General features: G+C 63.1%; 15 protein-coding genes and 1 pseudogene. 4 read left to right on the top strand and 12 right to left on the bottom strand.

Annotated elements, in window-relative coordinates; translation table 11 throughout:
• Positions 1-117 precede the first annotated feature (117 nt).
• A pseudogene (locus ACR3FF_RS17835) lies at positions 118-444 on the bottom strand (amino acid permease); the annotation flags it as partial.
• Positions 445-548: 104 nt separating this feature from the next.
• On the opposite strand from ACR3FF_RS17835, the gene ACR3FF_RS17830 reads away from it, so the two are divergent.
• Positions 549-2,888: an amino acid permease gene (locus tag ACR3FF_RS17830; protein ID WP_458189452.1), complete on the top strand. Its 2,340-nt coding sequence runs from the start codon at positions 549-551 to the stop codon at positions 2,886-2,888.
• A gap of 55 nt (positions 2,889-2,943) precedes the next feature.
• On the opposite strand, the gene ACR3FF_RS17825 is transcribed toward ACR3FF_RS17830, so the two are convergent.
• Positions 2,944-3,150 carry a hypothetical protein gene (locus ACR3FF_RS17825; protein ID WP_458189451.1) on the bottom strand — a complete coding sequence of 69 codons (207 nt, stop codon included), beginning with the start codon at positions 3,148-3,150 and terminating at the stop codon, positions 2,944-2,946.
• A 166-nt stretch (positions 3,151-3,316) separates the two neighbouring features.
• Complete coding sequence (locus ACR3FF_RS17820; protein ID WP_458189450.1) at positions 3,317-3,724, bottom strand: hypothetical protein; 408 nt, start codon at positions 3,722-3,724, stop codon at positions 3,317-3,319.
• A gap of 87 nt (positions 3,725-3,811) precedes the next feature.
• Between ACR3FF_RS17820 and ACR3FF_RS17815 the strand changes: the two genes are divergently transcribed.
• Entirely contained in the window at positions 3,812-4,777 is a 966-nt protein-coding gene (locus tag ACR3FF_RS17815) for a succinylglutamate desuccinylase/aspartoacylase family protein (RefSeq protein ID WP_458189449.1), read from the top strand.
• A gap of 703 nt (positions 4,778-5,480) precedes the next feature.
• On the opposite strand, the gene ACR3FF_RS17810 is transcribed toward ACR3FF_RS17815, so the two are convergent.
• The 3 genes from ACR3FF_RS17810 to ACR3FF_RS17800 all read right to left on the bottom strand — a co-directional run bounded on the left by ACR3FF_RS17810 (position 5,481) and on the right by ACR3FF_RS17800 (position 7,893).
• Positions 5,481-6,440, bottom strand: coding sequence for an mRNA cleavage and polyadenylation specificity factor-like protein (locus ACR3FF_RS17810; RefSeq protein WP_458189448.1), 960 nt, complete (start codon positions 6,438-6,440; stop codon positions 5,481-5,483).
• Positions 6,441-6,540: 100 nt separating this feature from the next.
• Entirely contained in the window at positions 6,541-6,822 is a 282-nt protein-coding gene (locus ACR3FF_RS17805; protein WP_458189447.1) for a GYD domain-containing protein, read from the bottom strand.
• A 171-nt stretch (positions 6,823-6,993) separates the two neighbouring features.
• Entirely contained in the window at positions 6,994-7,893 is a 900-nt protein-coding gene (locus ACR3FF_RS17800; protein WP_458189446.1) for a hypothetical protein, read from the bottom strand.
• A 104-nt stretch (positions 7,894-7,997) separates the two neighbouring features.
• On the opposite strand from ACR3FF_RS17800, the gene ACR3FF_RS17795 reads away from it, so the two are divergent.
• Positions 7,998-8,702: a 5-formyltetrahydrofolate cyclo-ligase gene (locus ACR3FF_RS17795; RefSeq protein ID WP_458189445.1), complete on the top strand. Its 705-nt coding sequence runs from the start codon at positions 7,998-8,000 to the stop codon at positions 8,700-8,702.
• Between the two features lie 84 nt (positions 8,703-8,786).
• The gene (locus ACR3FF_RS17790) at positions 8,787-9,821 is read left to right on the top strand and encodes a right-handed parallel beta-helix repeat-containing protein (protein WP_458189444.1); all 1,035 of its coding nucleotides are present in this window, start codon (positions 8,787-8,789) and stop codon (positions 9,819-9,821) included.
• Positions 9,822-9,918: 97 nt separating this feature from the next.
• On the opposite strand, the gene ACR3FF_RS17785 is transcribed toward ACR3FF_RS17790, so the two are convergent.
• From ACR3FF_RS17785 to ACR3FF_RS17760, 6 genes are all read right to left on the bottom strand, one after another.
• Positions 9,919-10,929, bottom strand: a complete 1,011-nt coding sequence (locus tag ACR3FF_RS17785; RefSeq protein WP_458189443.1) for an AI-2E family transporter — start codon at positions 10,927-10,929, stop codon at positions 9,919-9,921.
• Positions 10,930-11,108: 179 nt separating this feature from the next.
• Complete coding sequence (gene secY, locus ACR3FF_RS17780) at positions 11,109-12,578, bottom strand: preprotein translocase subunit SecY (protein ID WP_458189442.1); 1,470 nt, start codon at positions 12,576-12,578, stop codon at positions 11,109-11,111.
• Positions 12,579-12,581: 3 nt separating this feature from the next.
• On the bottom strand, positions 12,582-13,073 hold the full coding sequence (locus ACR3FF_RS17775) for an uL15m family ribosomal protein (protein WP_458189441.1): 492 nt from the start codon (positions 13,071-13,073) through the stop codon (positions 12,582-12,584).
• A gap of 2 nt (positions 13,074-13,075) precedes the next feature.
• On the bottom strand, positions 13,076-13,540 hold the full coding sequence (rpmD, locus tag ACR3FF_RS17770) for a 50S ribosomal protein L30 (protein ID WP_458189440.1): 465 nt from the start codon (positions 13,538-13,540) through the stop codon (positions 13,076-13,078).
• Positions 13,540-14,181 carry a 30S ribosomal protein S5 gene (locus tag ACR3FF_RS17765; RefSeq protein ID WP_458189439.1) on the bottom strand — a complete coding sequence of 214 codons (642 nt, stop codon included), beginning with the start codon at positions 14,179-14,181 and terminating at the stop codon, positions 13,540-13,542. The genes rpmD and ACR3FF_RS17765 overlap by 1 nt, the downstream gene beginning before the upstream one ends.
• Before the next feature lies 1 nt (position 14,182).
• Positions 14,183-14,737 (bottom strand): 50S ribosomal protein L18, encoded by a 555-nt coding sequence (locus tag ACR3FF_RS17760; RefSeq protein WP_458189438.1) that lies wholly within the window; start codon positions 14,735-14,737, stop codon positions 14,183-14,185.
• Between the last annotated feature and the right edge of the window lie 2 nt (positions 14,738-14,739).

Genomic DNA, 14,739 nt, shown 5'->3' with positions numbered 1-14,739 from the left:
TCGATACCTTCTCGACTCTCCGCAGCGTTCGTAGGGTTCTTCGTCTCGCTTTCGGTGTCCTTCCGGTGTGAGACCGAGCTTTTGCTGCCGCCGTTATCGAGAGAGTGGACAACTAGCGAGTATCATCGACCAGCCGACGATGTAGGTGAGGTCGGTGTCGAAGACGTTGGCGACGTACATGTAGCCGCCACCGCTCTCGGGGTAGATGGAGGCGAATTCGGCGTAGGCGAACGCGGTGAAACTGGCGACCAGTGCAGCGAGCAAGAACGCGACGATAGCCGCCGCACCGACGTTGCTGACCGCCAGACCGGAGAGGACGAAGATGCCCGCGGCAATCATCGTTCCGACACCGAGTGCTACCGCGCCGACCAGACCGATGTCGCGGTCGAGTTCGGTCTGAATCTCGGCGCTACCCGTCTCTGATTCAGTCGAGCTACGAGCCATCGTTCGGGCAAAAGAAAGGCGAACGAAAAGGTCTGATGGTTGCATCTCATTGCTTGCACAATCAACCCAATCTTTCTTTGATTCCCTGTGGTACGGGTATCAGTATGGTCGAACATACCCGTACGTTGGGGTTCCGTGTGGCGTTCGCGTTGGGGCTGGGGACGATGATCGCTGCGGGTATCTTTTCGCTCTCGGGGACTGCCGTCGCGGTCATCGGCAGTAACGCGATTATCTCGTTCGTCATCGCGGCGGCCATCGCGGGTGTGACGGCGGCGTCGTACTCCGAGTTCGCGTCGATATACGCGGAAAACGGTGGGGGCTATCTCTTCTCGTCGCGGACGTTCGAGGACGACCGCCTCCTCTTTGCGGTCGGCGTCTCGCTGTTCATCGGCTACTCCGCGACGACCGCGTTCTATCTCGCGACGATGGGCGAGTGGTTCCATCAGTTCATCATCCCGCACGGCATCTCGGTTCCGCACGGCACGGTCGCGGTGGCGACCGCGCTGTTGCTCGGGACGCTGAACGCCCGCGGTACCGAGGAGAGCGGGACGTTCCAGGTGTTCGTCACGGGCGCGAAGGTGGCCGTCCTGCTGGCGTTCATCGGCGGTGCGCTCGCGTTCAAAACACCGAGTGCGACGGTCGATACGTTCGTCGGCGGATTCTCGAAGGGGAGTCCGGCCGGAATCGTCTCCATCGCCGCCGTCGCGTTCATCACCTTCTTCGGGTTCTCGGCCATCGCGGCCAGCGCTGGCGAGATAATCGAACCGCGGAAGACGGTGCCGAAAGCCATCGGCGCGAGCATCGTGACGGTCACGGTGCTCTACATTCTCGTCATCGTGGCGATGATGAACTCGCCGACCGACCCACAGATTATCGCCAAACAGGGCGAGACGGCGATGGGGAAGGTCGCTTCTGACTTCCTCGGGAGTTTCGGGAAGTGGCTCATCGTCGCCGGAGCCATCTTCAGCATGGTGAGCGCCTCGAACGCCTCGATACTGGCCGCCAGCGGAATCGGTTCGCTGATGGGGCGACAGGGCCAGGCCCCCCGGCGGTTCTCGCGCATCCACCCCGACCACGGGACGCCGTTCTGGAGCGTCGCGGCCTGCACGGGAACCATCGTCGCGCTCATCCTGACGTTCATCAGCCTTTTTCCCGCGGAGGGCGGAATCGGGGTCGTCCATCTCGGTCTCGAAGCCCTGACCGGCTTCGCCAACCTGAACCTGCTCGCCCCGCTCGCGGTCGTCAACGTCGCGCTCGTCCTCTCCCGGCGGCGGTTTCCCGAGATAGAGCGACCGTTGAAAGTCCCGCTCGTTCCGTGGCTCCCCATCGTCGGCGTGCTGGCGAACCTCGCGCTCATCACGAACCTCCCACTCCGCGGCATCGTCGCCGGTGTCGCCGTCGAAGTGGTGCTCGTCGGCGCGTATCTCGCGTGGGGCGGTGCGCCGGACGTCGACGAGATGATAAGCCGAGCCGTCTCTCCGCGCGGGCCGACCGGGACGACGGGGGAAACGACGACTTTGACGGGGACTGCGACGACGGATGACGAGACCGACGAAGAGCGGTATCGCATCCTCGTACCGGTCGGGCGGATGCACCACGCGCCCGACCACGTGCGCCTCGCGGAGGAACTCGCGAAACTGCAGGACGAAACCCCACTCGTCCAGATAGTCAACGTCACGCAGATTCCCGAACAGACGCCGAGCGAGAGCGTGACCGACACGGCCAGCCAGCGGGCCGACCGCCTCCTCGACATCCTGGGTGACGCCGACTTCGACGTGGAGTACACCGTCGAGGGACACGTCTGCCGAGACGTCGCCTTCGACATCCTCCACACCGCCCGCGAGGACGACGCCGACCTCATCCTGATGGGGTATCCGAAAGAACACGAGGACATCGCCGAAGAGGTGGAGTACGAATCGCCGTGCGACGTTCTCTTCGCCGACGGGTTCACCGCCGAATCGACCCTCGACACCGTCACTGTCGGCACCGGTGGCGGCCCCCACCACCAGGCGGCGCTCTCGCTGGCGAACAGACTCGGAGCGCGCTGCGCGAGCGTCCACGTCGTCGACGTCACGCCGGGCGGCGGCGGTGGCACGCCCGAGGACGTAGGGGAGACGCTGTCGGAACTGAAAGACGCGCCCACGGTGCAGAGTCACGAGACGACGAACGATACCGTCGCCGACGGACTGGTGGCGGCGGCCGCCGACCACGGCGGGGTCCTCGTCATCGGTGCGTCGCGTACCCGCCTGCTAAAACGCTGGGTGTTCGGGAGCACGCCGGACCGCGTCGTCGCACGCGCCGAAAAGGCGGGCGTCCCGGTCATCGTCTGTGCGAGTCCGACGGGTGTCTCGGGACGGCTAGAGGACCTGCTGTTCCCGCTGTACCGAACGGTCAGCAGGTTCGGACGCACGCGAACGAAAAAGTCCGAATCGGGGTCGGTCTAGTCGTAACTCCGACCCGGTCTCCGTCGTGTCCGGCCCACGTCGTCGAACGGGCCGCCTATATCTCTTCGTGAATCCAGTAGTGGGCGACGTGGTTTACGTCCACCCAGTGGACTTCGTCGTCGGCTTCGATTCGGATGAACGGCTCTTCCTCGAACTCGACGTTGTGAGTGTGGAGTTCGAGTTCCTCACCGCCTCCGGTTTTGATCATTATCTCGCCTTTCTCCTCCAACCCGTCTTTCAGTCGCTGATAGGTACCAGTCATACAGCGTCCTCCGCCATAACCGAGAGCGAGAACGGCGAAAAAATTTGTTGCCAACATCGGAACAGATGCGCTCGTCGACCGCTCGCTGCCGTGACTGTGGCCCGCGCCGTCGAGGCAGCGGGTCGGTGTCTCTGGCTTTCGATCCGGACGAACCCCGTCTACCGATTCACGCGAATCCGTTGTCCCGCAGTAGGTCGGCGAGGACGTGGGCGTAGAGGACGACGGCGGTGAAAACGGCGATAGTCGTCGATACGACGGCCAGCCCACCCACCAACAGTCCGCCGAGAATCGCGTGCGAGAGGATTCGTTCGTGTTCCATGTCGTCGATGTCCTCGAACACCCAGTCCTGGTCGCCGAAGGCGTCGATGGGATTGGCGAGGCAGGCCCGGAGATGTCGCCAATCGCCGGTTCGAAACCGAGTGAGGACGAAGTGGTCGAGGTCGACGAAGACGCTCAAGAGGACACCGTAGGCGAACAACGCCGCGAGCAGGGAGGTGGAAAACCGTCCCGAGAGGGGGACGAGGAGCAGACCGGACACGATAGCGCCGATGACGAAGTGTTCCCGCGAGTACATCGGTCGATGATGGTCTCGCCATCGCGTAAAAAGATTCGTTGTGTTCGGTGCGGTACGTTCAACTCCCCTCCGAACCCTCTCCATTCCATGGCAGGTCACACCGCAGAGCGCGTGACGCTCGCTCGGCTTCCATCCGGCGTCGAACTCGAAACGACGGTCCACGTCTACGAAGGTGACGGCGACGGCCCGACGCTGTACGTGCAGGCCGCACAGCACGGCCGCGAAATAAACGGAACCGAGGTGCTCCGCCGATTTCACGAGGAGATAGACCCCACCGAACTCGCGGGGCGAATCGTCGCAGTACCGGTCGCCGACCCGCTCACGTTCGACCGCGTCTCCTACACGACGCCGGAGCAACTCGACAGCGTCAATCCGAACATGAATCGGGTCTGGCCCGGCGATAGCGAGGGAACGCTCCACGAGCGCATGGCGGCCACGCTCTGGGAGTACACCAGCGAGGCGGACGCCATCGTCGACCTCCACACCGGTAGCCCGGACATGCTCACGCACGTCGTCTTCATGGAAGGCGACCGCGAATCGCGCGCCCTCGCGGAAGCCTTCGGCACCGACCTCCTGCTCTCCGAGGAGGCGGGCGACGACGCCGACGTGGAGTGGGAGGAACGGAACTTCGGCGGAAAGTTCCGCGTCGCAGCCACGCACGAGGGTATCCCCTCCATCACCCCGGAGCTGGCACACAACAAACAGATTCTCGAGGACGCCGTGGAGACGGGACTGGTCGGTCTGTTGAACGTCTGTCGTCAACTTGACCTGCTCTCTGAGCCACCGGTCCAGAACGGTGACCCGGTCCTCGCACGCAACCACCTGGGTCGCGTGGACGCCGTCGACTCGGGACTGTTCGTAGTCGAGTCGGACCACGAACTCGGCGACCGCGTGGCGGCGGGCGAGCACGTCGGAACCCTGTACGACCCGACGACGTACGAAGTGTTACAGGACGTCGAAACCGACCGTGCGGGCGTGCTGTACGCACTCACCCGCGAAGCCACCGTCTGCGGCGGCGGGAAACTGCTCAGCGTCGCACTGCTCCGCGAGTGAACGCCGAGTCGGGCCGAGACGCCTCCGAGTTCCGGAATGCGGACGACGGCGACGCCGACTATCCACGTCGGACGAACCGGCTGTGAGATGCCGACCGCCTGGTCGTAGTATAGGTTGGCGTCACCCTTCGTGACGAATCCGGCGTGCGGTGCAGGGCAGTTTCTGAGTTCGACACAGTTTTGGGCCCCTGCGAGAGCCGCGGGGTCGGCCTCGTCGTACCAGTTTTCGCCCGCTTCGACCCAGAATCGAGCACGATGGAGGATTGGAATCGCAGTGTCGTTCCCGTTCGGGCGGAAAACCAGTACGTCCCCGGAACCACCGAGCGAGCGATAGCCCCGATCGCGGGCGGTACGGGCGGAGACGACGCCCCCGCGACTGCCCGGCGGTGTGACCCGATGTTCGTCCATCACCACGACCACGTCGGCGCGTTCGACGTTCGGTTCCATGCTCCCGCTGATGACGGTGTACGCCGGCGGCCAGACACCGGTCACCATCACGAAGCACACGCTCGCCACGAGCGCGAAGGTGACCACGCGAACGACCAGTCTACGGAGACCGAACACGACCGGACAGAACACCGGTGGTGGGCTTTGTTATCGACCGCTTGTCCACAGTCAAGCCACGCTTTCCCGAACGCTCCGGACTCGGTACGGAGAAAGCAGAACACACCACCGCACGGCACCTCGAAGACGAACACGCCTGCTCACGCGAACTCCGAGAGCGAGGTCTGGTTTCGCTTCAACGGCGTGGCGTCGTACCCCGATTTCTGGAGGTGTGCAGCGAACCGTTCGGCGAATCCGTGGTGCGTGTAGACGGTGTCGGGGTTCACTGCCTCGACGACGGAGAGGAGTTCGTCGAAATCACAGTGGTCAGAGAGCGGGAACGTCACGTCGTACCCCCCGCGGTAGCGATACGACTCGGTGACCGCCCACCCCGAGAAGCCGACTGTCACCCCGCCGACGCGCTCGACGAGGTCGCTCACCCAGTCCTGCCGTGCGAGGTTTGACGGGAGGACGACGATTTCGTCGCCAGAGAGCGCGTCGGCCTCGAACAATTCGACGTCGAAGCGAACGTCGGTCACCGCCTCGATGGCCGCGTTCACCCGGCGAATCGCGTCACTGACGACGACCGGGCGGTTCGTCGCGCGGCGTGCGAGATGCTGGAGTTTCTGTGCGCGTCCGAGCGAGTACCCGAACAGGAAAAGCGGGTCGTCGTGGTCGGCCAGCCAATCACATATCTCGGCCTCCAGTTCGGCCTGCGACGGGAAGCGATACCGCGGGTCGCCGTAGGTCGTCTCCATCACCAGCACGTCCGCAGAGACGGGGGCGAACCCGTCGAGAAAGAGGCGATCCCGGGTCGAGAAATCGCCCGTGTAGAGGTATCGGCGGTCGGCGTCGATAAGCGCGGCCCGCGACCCGACGACGTGGCCCGCCGGGAGGAGGTCGATACCCGGCACCGTCTCGGTCGATTCGAACGCCGCACCGGTTCGCGCCCGCACGAGCGCGGCGGTCTCGGCAGAACAGAGCACGGTTTCGGGCGTCGTCCGGAACGTGTGGTCTGCGTGGGCGTGGCTCACCAAGTTCACGTCACCGACCGCACTCCGAGCGTCGGCGACGACGGTTCGGTCCGCGTCGATGTGGATACCGTCCCGCAGTCGAATCACGGTCGAGATTGGAGGCCAGCGAGAATGAGAGTTGTGCCGAATCGCTGTCGGAAACGACGATTCGTAGCACTGCCCTCGAATAGAAAGCGCGTGGATAAGACTACTCTTCGACGAGCGACGCGAACTCCTCGATTGGGATTATCTCCATGGTCTGCGTGTCGAGGCCCTGATTCTCGAGAGCGATGGAGGATTTGAAGACGGCGTCCCGGTCCGGTGCGTCCAGGATAACTAGGAAGTCATACTCGCCGAGGACCGCGTAACTCCCCTCGAGTTCGACGCCGTACTCTCGGAGTTCGGTTCGGAGGTCGCCCCAGATCGACGCCAGTTTCTGCATGTTCTGCACCTGCCCGCGAATCTTCACCGTCGAGACGTATTTCGCCATCGCAGATACGACGCAGTTACCGAGCAAAGCCGTTTTGGTGGAATCGGTGACGGGTTGTTCGTCTGGCAGGCGTTCGTCGAACTAACGACGAACGTTCGGAAACGAGAGCGGAGTTCGGTGTGTCGATGGAAACCGAAGGACGAATCGCCCGGAGACGGTTCGTGACGGCGGCTAGCCGTGAGTCGCATCGACCGTCTTCGACGACTCGTGACCGTCCTCGTCGGAACCGAGCAACACTGCGACGACGGCACCGGTCGGACCGACCTGGAGGAGAATCTCGTACCCACTCGCGAACAGCAGAAACGGGGGAAGCGTCCCCAGTTGATACGTGAGTGGAACGAGTCCCGAGAAGACGAACAGGACGAGCCCCGCCACGGTCGCACGCTCACGTCGGGAGGCGCGAACGGACCGGACGAAAGGAACCACCGAGAGCGCGATGAGGTGCCCACGGACCACTTCGAGGACGAGAACGACGTTCGCGTCGGGCGTGGTAATGCCACCCATCTGTGCCTCGTAGTACGGTTTCGTCACGAGGAGATAGTTCGCGGCACCGACGACCCAGAACAACACGACGTAGGTGAGCGCGCCGGCCAGCAAACGGACGAGCCACGACGACCACGCGCGATTTCTGAGGCTCGGTCGTCCGGTCGCTTCGTCGGGGACGAACAGCCACGCTGCGAGTCCCGCCGTCACGGCCGCCGCGAGCAGTTGGGTCACCATCCCGCCCGGGAGGTTCTCCATCGGAGCCAGGTCCGGAGCGAAAAACGTCCCTTCGAGGAGGACGCCAGCCATGTTGAGAAACAGGAGGGTGGTCCAGACGACGACGTGCCATCGTCGTGACCCGCCCAGTCGTCTTGACGCCACTGCGAGCGTCACACCGACGATGAGTCCGCCAGCGACGAGCGGGAGTTTCGTTCCGGACGACTCGACGGCAGGCGGTGACAAGAGCCGAAGAGATACGAGCACGTCGCCGACGAGAAGTTGTGTCCCCACGAATCCGAGGCCGACGACGAGTACGCCCAGCGTGGTGTTGACCGACCATCGAACGCCCCAATCTGTGTGCGTTTCCATCTCACCCGAGATATCTCGTCATCGATACTTAGGTGTGGTCTGACCATCGTTCGCAGTCGCCCCACTGTCAGGAGATTTTAGTTTACCGCCACTCTGCTGACGACATGAACAAACAGGCCCACAGAGAGCGAGTGTGGGATAGACTGGAAGACGACGGCGTCGCTCGATTTCCCTTCCCGCCACACGGTCGCATCCCGAACTTCGCGGGCGCGGACGCCGCCGCCGAACGACTCGCCGACCTCCCCGAGTGGCGGGACGCCGACGTGGTGAAAGCCAACCCAGACGCCCCGCAACTGCCCGTCCGGCGGCGTGCGCTCCGCGAGGGGACGGTCGTCTACATGGCACAACCCCGCCTCCGGGACGAGAAACCGTTCATGAAACTCGCCCCCGAGAAGATAGACGACACGGACGCTGCTGCGACGGTCTCGAAGATGGACCGGTACGCCGAACCAGTCGGCCCGGACGAGGTACCACACGTCGATTTCGTCGTCTCCGGAAGCGTCGCAGTGACCGAAACCGGCGCGCGAATCGGAAAGGGGGAAGGGTACAGCGACCTCGAGTACGCCGTCCTCCGAGAACTCGGCGCGGTGGACGGAGACACGACGATAGCGACGACGGTACACGAGAGACAGGTCGTGGACGACGACATCGCCGTCGAAGCACACGACGTGCCCATGGACGTCGTCATCACACCGGAGCGCGTCGTCCGCACCGGAACCGAGTTCGACCGGCCATCGGGGGTTCGCTGGGGAGAATTGCCGGACGAGAAGCTAGAAGAAATACCACTTTTACAGCGATTGCAATCGTGACATCCTCTGCAACTCGATGGAAATGGTCGATTGCCCGCCGACTGGTAAGCGAATAACGAACTGCGGGAAGCGTGAAATCGAACCATGCGCGATGGACTCGCAGTACTGTTTGTGGTCATCGTCACGCTCGTGGGCGCGTCGAGTGCGCCCGAACCTGTCCTCGGAGTCGCATCCGGAACCGATTCCGACATCTCAGCGAGCCAGACGCCGGTGGATTCCTGCCGAGAGATTTCGAATCCCGGTCGTTACGTGCTTACGGACGACCTGACGAACACAACGGAGAGTCGCTGTCTCCGTATCACGGCGAACGACGTCGTGCTCGACGGACGGGATCACAGCATCGACGGCGTGGGGGCGTTCGGCTCTGCTGGCGTGCTCGTCACCGGTAATTCGAACGTCACCGTTCGAAACGTGACGGCGACCGACTGGGACGACGGGATTTGGTTCGCGGGTATCGGGAACGCGACCGTCGAGAACACGGAGACGGCACGAAACCGCGTCGGTCTCTCGCTCGTCTCGGTTCGAGACGGGACGATAACCGACAACGTCGCCCGGTCGAACGCGGTGGCGGGAGTCTTCCTCGTCGGCGCGAGTCGGAACACCACCCTGCGAAACACGACGGCGACCGACAACGCGCTGGTGGGCGTGCAACTCGTGGAGGCGAGGCGAAACACCGTCGTCGGCACCGACGCCCGGCGCAACGAGTTCGGCATCGCGCTGTTCGGCGCGAGTGAGAACACCGTGCGTGCGAACGCGGCGACCGAGAACGAAATCGCGGGTATCTGGCTCTCGGGTGCCAGCGACAATCGAGTTCGGGAAAATAGGGTATCGAACCGGTTTTACGGCATCTATCTCGCGGACGGCGCGCGGAACAATACGATAGCGGATAACCTCGCACGAACGAACTCCGTCGGCGTCCGCCTGCGGTCGAGCGACGAAAACGCCATCCTGCGCAACCGAGTCGAGAACAGCAGTGACACCGGTATCTTGCTCATCTCGAGCGACCGAAACCGCGTCGTCGGCAATCGCGGCGGAGGAAACCGCCGTGCAATCGTCGTCTCGCGCACGTCGTCGGGGAACGTCCGCTCGAACAACACCGTCGGCGAGCGACCCAACTGAGACGGTAGGAGTTCGTGGTAGTTCGGTGTCGCTCTCGGAAACTCGTTCGGAATCGTTTGTGGTGACGGTGAGGGTTCTCGTCACAGTTTCGGTGGGGCTACCGCGGTGTCTCTGCTTCGGTGTACTCGCGCGCGAACACGACGATGAGAGACCTGAAGACACCGAGGACGATAGGACCGAAAAACAGCCCCATGAATCCGAGGACGTAGACGCCGCCGAAGATACCGACGACGAGCAGACCAGGATTCAGTCGTGCCTCGTGTCCGCTGACGACGGGGCGAAGGTAGTTATCCGAGAGGCTGATAATCACCGTCCCGTAGACGAACAGGAACGCCGCCGCGAGCGGACGGCCGACGAGGAACAGGTAGACCGACGCCGGAAGCCAGACGACCGACGCACCGATGAGCGGAAGCAACGAGAGGAGCGTCGTCACGACGGTCCAGAACACGACGCCCGGAACGCCTGCGATGGCGAGACCGATACCGGTCAGTATTCCTTGCACGATGGCGACCAGTACGTTGCCCACCAGGACGCCCCACATCACCTGATTCATCTCGCCGTACAGTTCGTCCTGAACGTCCGACGAGAGGGGGGTACTCCGCCGAATCCAGCGAACGAACGCCTCGCCGTCCACGAGCAGGTAATAGAGGACGAACGCCAGCACCGTGATGCCGATGAGGACGTTCGAGATGCCCCCGAAGATGCTCAGTACGTTGTCCACCAACTGCGAGGAAACGTCGGTGGGAATCAACTCCCGCAGGGTCCGTCTCTCGATGGAGACACCAGTGTACTGTTCGACGAGACGGAGCAGTTCCTGAAATCGTGCGTCCCCCCGAGCGATAGCTCTGAGAAACGAGATAGCCTGTCGGAGGGCGATGGCGAACAGACTGGCGACGGGGACGAGGACGACGAGCGTGGTCACTGCCATGAGCGACAGCGCGGAGATTCGCGGGCCGTATCGTGGAGCGAGTCGCTTCTGGAGCGGATTCAGAACGTAGCTCAGCAAAATCGCCGCCAGCACGTATTGGAGAAACGGTCTGATGAGCAACGTCGCCAGCAAACCGAAGACGGCTATCAGGAACAACAGGAACCATCGTTCCCGTTTCATGGTTTCATAGTGGGACGACGGCCCGAGCGAGTATAAAAAGACACGCCTGTCTCCGTTCGACCTGCAACGCCGGTGGCCGATACAGTAATCGACGATGGGACAGCACGGTCGACAGTCGAGTGTGCGACGAAGTCAGTTCTGAAACCGGAGTCCGAAAAAACGAGTCGGATTTTGCCGCGTTAGCCGCCGAACATCTCGCGCATCATCGGATGCATCTCCATCAACTGCTCTTCGGCGATCTCCTCGTAGAGCTTGTACGTGATGGAGACGGTCAGCAGCAGTCCCGTTCCGGAGACCTGACCGATGGTGCCGAGCATGTTCGCCATGACGGCCAGCAGGCCGACCAGCGCGCCGCCGAGGACGGTGACTTGCGGAATGTAGCGTTCCATCACCTTCTCGATGACGCCCGTGTTCTGGCGGAAGCCGGGAATCTGCATCCCGGAGTTCTGGATTTGTTTCGCCGTGGCCTCCGGCCCCATGTCAGTCGTCTCGACCCAGAAGATGGCGAAGATAGCACCGCCGATAATCATGAACGACAGGTCGATTGCGACACGGAGGAGTACCTGCCACGGCTCCTGTGCGGCGGCAGAACCGCCGCCGGCCCACCACATCCAATCGCTCCGAGATTGGATAGGGGCCAGGTAGTAAAACAGCCCACCGGTGGGCTGCCCTTGCGTGTAGGTACCCAGCCACCCGGGTAAACTACCGAGCTGACTGTTCAGGATGCGCCCGAGGAACTGGATGTTCGCTTGCAGGGCGCGGACGAGAATCATCGGCAGGACGCTCGCGTAGATGAGCTTCACGGGGAAGCGACCGCGAGCACCCTTCACTCGTGCGTGACTGAGTGGAATCTCGACGCGCACGCTCTCGGCGTACACGACGATGCCGAAGATGAGCAGCGTCGTTGCGAGAGCGAGCAAGCCGCCACCCCCGAGCAGGAGGTACTGAATGCCGTTTGCCGTCAGCAGCGACGGAACGTTCTGCGCACTGCCCGTGATGATGGCTATCCACTGCGGGATGAGGCCACTCGCTTCGCCCTCGATTCCCGGCGAGATGAGGCCGCCGATGAGACTCTGGCTGACACCGGCGATGATGAACAGGCCGATACCGCTGCCCACGCCCCACTTGCTCACGATTTCGTCCATGAACAGGACGAGGATGGCACCGACGAATATCTGGGCGAAGATGATCCACTTGACAGCCATCGAGGACCCGAGCGACTGCACGAGCGCCTGATCTGGCTGGAAGAAGCCGCCGACGAACACCATCGGCAGCCCCGTCAGACAGATCATCACGACGACCAGTAACTTCTGGAGACCCTGATAGAGAACCTGATCACGCGGGTCGTTCGTATCCAGTCCCAGCAAGTCGGCACCGCCGAGCAGCTGTAAGACGATGCTCGCGGTGACGATGGGACCGATACCGAGGTGCAAGACGGACCCTTGCTGTCCCGCGAGGAGCGAGCGGAACTGGCCGAAGATGTCCGTCTGCGTGTTTACTCCGTAGAGGGTGACGTTCGTCAGGAAGAAATACAGCATGAGGACGCCTGCCGTCCACGTTAGCTTGCGCTTGAAGGGAACGTGGCCCTCAGGGCGCTCGACGGCGGGCATTCGCGTCAGGACTGGTTCAGCGGCCTCCTTCCATCCCATGGGTTAGTCCTCTGAGTCTTCCTCTATCTCGGTCGGTTCGGATTCCTCGGCTTCGGCCCGTTCGCTCAGGACGGCGCTGCCGTCCGCTTGCTCGATGAGTTCGACCGCACTCGCCGAGAAGGCGTCTGCGGTGACGTCGAGGCTGTTGCGAACCTGACCGCTTCCGAGCACTTTGACAGCGTCGGCGTCCCAGCCGTCGTCGACGACGTCGCGCGCGTCGATATGGTAGCCGTCGTCGGTCTCCTCGGCGACTCCCTCCGCCGCGAAGAGTGCAGCGTCTTCGTCGAGTTTCTGTACGGACACGGTGAGGACCGTCTCCTGGACGTCGTCGGGTCGGGAGAACCCGTACTTTCCGAGCGGTTCGTAGTTGTGGAACTCGTGTTTCGCGCGGCCGGCGCGTCCGCGTCCACCGCGGTTACCGGCACCACGGCGGTTCTTGTGCGTCCCGCCGCCGTGCGTCCGCGAGCCACGCTGGCGTCGTTTCTTGTTCGTCATGGTTATCGCATCGACTTGAGGAGCTTGTTTATCTCCTCTGTCGTGTGTTTTCCGAGTTGGCCGCCCTCTTTCGTGGGATGTTTGATGCCCTCGTGACCACCGCGCGGTGGGTGGAGTCGGAGGACAGGTGTGAGCCCCTGCTCGCGGAGGGTCGTCTCCTCGTCGAGCAGCGCCACTGCGAGGTCGGCGATGTCGGAGTAGTCGGTGTTCTCTGCAACCCATTCGTCGTCCACGGCATCCGACCCCTCGAGGGGTTCGGCACGCTTTTGGAGAAGCGTCTCCAGCACCTGCTGGTTCGGCTCCCCGTAGGCGACGAAGTCGTTGACCTTCGTTATCATTCCCCGGTGGGTCTCCGTCTCCGGAACCAGCGCGCAGTGGTTCACGCGGTGGATGTTGAGCATCCCGAGCGTGTCACGAACGCCCTGGCTCATGTCGACCTCACCGCGAAGTTGGACGACTGCCTTCATCAGTCGGCCACCTCCGGCCGCTCGTCGGGGCGGGCGCGGGGGCCACGGGCCTGTGACGCGTTCTCAAGGGCGTTGTACGTCGCCTTGGCGAGATTGAGCGTCGTTCGCGTGTTGCCGTGGCTCTTCGTCCACGCGTTCTCGATGCCCGCGAGTTCGAGGATTTTTCGAACGGTGTCGGTCGCGGCGAGACCCAGTCCGGCAGGTGCCGGGATGAGTTCGACCTCCACGCTCCCCGCCTTCCCGGTCGTCCGGTGGGTGAGCGAGTGGGGTCGGTCACTGCGGTCTTCCCACGACCCCGCACCGCGGGGGACGTCGATGATGTTCAACTTCGCGATTTCGATTGCCTTCTGGATGGCACCGCCGACCTGGTCGTCTCGACCTTCGGCGTAGCCCACGTAGCCGTCGCGGTTGCCGATAGCGACGACGCATCGGAACTTGACGCGTCGCCCAGAGTCGGTCATACGCTGGACCATATTGATGTCCAGCACCTCGTCTTCCAGTCCGGGGAGGAGCTGGTCGACGAGTTCCGGCTCCTTCAGCGGGAGTCCGGAGGTCAAGGCCTCGTCCATCGTCTCAATGTCGCCGTCGGCGACTTTTCGACCGAGACGGGTCTGGGGTTGCCAGCCGTTAGAGTTACTCATATTATTCGTCCTCCTGGAGGTTCGAGAGCACTTCGTCGAAGTGCTCGGGTAGTTCGGTGGCGTCGAAATCCCCGCTGTACAGCGGGTCGTCGAGTTGCTCTGCGTACTCGGCGATGTGCTCGCCGCGGTTGCGCGACCAGTCCGCCATCACGCTTTCGTTGTGCGGGATTTCGAGGCCAGCGTCGATTGCTCCTTCCTGTACTGCGAACGCCTTGCTGCCGGGCGTCGCCGTGTTGAGGCCGATGTCGAGTACGGCCTCGTCGTAGTCCGTGTCGAGTGCGCGTTTGCCGAGCAGGTACCCCGTGAGGTACGCACTGGGAACGTTGCCCGTCGGGGCTTCCCAGCCGTATTCCTCCAGATCGCCGGAGTACGCGCTCGCAACCGTGTTGTCGCCGTCGGGACCCATCGTGACCAGCTGCGCCCTGACGTGCTGGTTGCTCTTGCGAGCGACCAGGCGGGGCTTGCCCGATTTCAGCAGGCGCAACCTCTGATGGTAGTCAGTACGGACCTCACGGCGTCGGCGCATCGGCACCTTGTATCGTGGTCCAGTTGCCATGG

Source organism: Haladaptatus ordinarius (assembly GCF_054177595.1).
The sequence above is the reverse complement of the archived record's forward strand: the minus strand, read 5'-3'. Positions and strand labels throughout refer to the sequence as shown.

Excerpts from the sequence above, each read along its gene's own strand:
- ACR3FF_RS17830 (WP_458189452.1), top strand. The coding sequence starts at position 549 with ATGGTCGAACATACCCGTACGTTGGGGTTCCGTGTGGCGTTCGCGTTG.
- ACR3FF_RS17825 (WP_458189451.1), bottom strand. The coding sequence starts at position 3,150 with ATGACTGGTACCTATCAGCGACTGAAAGACGGGTTGGAGGAGAAAGGC.
- ACR3FF_RS17820 (WP_458189450.1), bottom strand. The coding sequence starts at position 3,724 with ATGTACTCGCGGGAACACTTCGTCATCGGCGCTATCGTGTCCGGTCTG.
- ACR3FF_RS17815 (WP_458189449.1), top strand. The coding sequence starts at position 3,812 with ATGGCAGGTCACACCGCAGAGCGCGTGACGCTCGCTCGGCTTCCATCC.
- ACR3FF_RS17805 (WP_458189447.1), bottom strand. The coding sequence starts at position 6,822 with ATGGCGAAATACGTCTCGACGGTGAAGATTCGCGGGCAGGTGCAGAAC.
- ACR3FF_RS17800 (WP_458189446.1), bottom strand. The coding sequence starts at position 7,893 with ATGGAAACGCACACAGATTGGGGCGTTCGATGGTCGGTCAACACCACG.
- ACR3FF_RS17795 (WP_458189445.1), top strand. The coding sequence starts at position 7,998 with ATGAACAAACAGGCCCACAGAGAGCGAGTGTGGGATAGACTGGAAGAC.
- ACR3FF_RS17790 (WP_458189444.1), top strand. The coding sequence starts at position 8,787 with ATGCGCGATGGACTCGCAGTACTGTTTGTGGTCATCGTCACGCTCGTG.
- ACR3FF_RS17785 (WP_458189443.1), bottom strand. The coding sequence starts at position 10,929 with ATGAAACGGGAACGATGGTTCCTGTTGTTCCTGATAGCCGTCTTCGGT.
- secY (WP_458189442.1), bottom strand. The coding sequence starts at position 12,578 with ATGGGATGGAAGGAGGCCGCTGAACCAGTCCTGACGCGAATGCCCGCC.
- ACR3FF_RS17775 (WP_458189441.1), bottom strand. The coding sequence starts at position 13,073 with ATGACGAACAAGAAACGACGCCAGCGTGGCTCGCGGACGCACGGCGGC.
- rpmD (WP_458189440.1), bottom strand. The coding sequence starts at position 13,540 with ATGAAGGCAGTCGTCCAACTTCGCGGTGAGGTCGACATGAGCCAGGGC.
- ACR3FF_RS17765 (WP_458189439.1), bottom strand. The coding sequence starts at position 14,181 with ATGAGTAACTCTAACGGCTGGCAACCCCAGACCCGTCTCGGTCGAAAA.
- ACR3FF_RS17760 (WP_458189438.1), bottom strand. The coding sequence starts at position 14,737 with ATGGCAACTGGACCACGATACAAGGTGCCGATGCGCCGACGCCGTGAG.